7 tRNA genes are annotated in these 756 nt (G+C 48.4%); all 7 read left to right on the forward strand.

The window, feature by feature from the left end:
• Window position 1 precedes the first annotated feature (1 nt).
• The 7 genes from K1I67_RS09710 (at window position 2) to K1I67_RS09740 (ending at window position 590) form a co-directional block, all read left to right on the forward strand.
• Window positions 2-75, forward strand: a tRNA-Met gene (locus K1I67_RS09710).
• Window positions 76-78: 3 nt separating this feature from the next.
• Window positions 79-151, forward strand: a tRNA-Phe gene (locus K1I67_RS09715).
• Between the two features lie 12 nt (window positions 152-163).
• Window positions 164-244: transfer RNA gene (locus tag K1I67_RS09720), tRNA-Tyr, on the forward strand.
• 11 nt (window positions 245-255) lie between these two features.
• Window positions 256-326 (forward strand) — tRNA-Trp (locus tag K1I67_RS09725).
• A gap of 13 nt (window positions 327-339) precedes the next feature.
• Window positions 340-412, forward strand: a tRNA-His gene (locus K1I67_RS09730).
• A gap of 13 nt (window positions 413-425) precedes the next feature.
• Window positions 426-497: transfer RNA gene (locus tag K1I67_RS09735), tRNA-Gln, on the forward strand.
• 9 nt (window positions 498-506) lie between these two features.
• Window positions 507-590: transfer RNA gene (locus tag K1I67_RS09740), tRNA-Leu, on the forward strand.
• Window positions 591-756: the final 166 nt, after the last annotated feature.

The raw sequence follows: 756 nt of genomic DNA on the forward strand, positions 1-756 counted from the left end.
ACGCGGGATGGAGCAGCTCGGTAGCTCGTCGGGCTCATAACCCGAAGGTCGTAGGTTCAAATCCTGCTCCCGCAATAAGGCTCGGTAGCTCAGTTGGTAGAGCAATGGATTGAAGCTCCATGTGTCGGCGGTTCGATTCCGTCTCGCGCCATTTAAATATTTTGGAAGGGTAGCGAAGAGGCTAAACGCGGCGGACTGTAAATCCGCTCCTTCGGGTTCGGGGGTTCGAATCCCTCCCCTTCCATAACCTTAACTACGGGCATAGTTTAAAGGTAGAACTAAGGTCTCCAAAACCTTCAGTGTGGGTTCAATTCCTACTGCCCGTGTTTTAAAATTATGGCGGGTGTGGTGAAGTGGTTAACACACCAGATTGTGGCTCTGGCATGCGTGGGTTCGATCCCCATCACTCGCCTATTTTATATTATTGGGGTATAGCCAAGCGGTAAGGCAAGGGACTTTGACTCCCTCATGCGTTGGTTCGAATCCAGCTACCCCAGTTACTATTTGCCGGCGTGGCGGAATTGGCAGACGCGCTGGACTCAAAATCCAGTGTCCGCAAGGACGTGCCGGTTCGACCCCGGCCGCCGGTATAGTAATAACGACAAGGTTTTCGAGCCTTGTCTTTTTATTTTATCTTCCAATTTTTTCTTTCAGAGTTACTTAAAATTACTTAAAAAATTTTTTCCCCAATTGTCAAGTCAAGTGCAACAAAGTTGTTCCTCTGATTAAGCGAGTATCTTTCAAGCTGTTTGAGCT

The organism is Streptococcus infantis (assembly GCF_019929575.1).
GTDB lineage: Bacteria > Bacillota > Bacilli > Lactobacillales > Streptococcaceae > Streptococcus > Streptococcus infantis_L.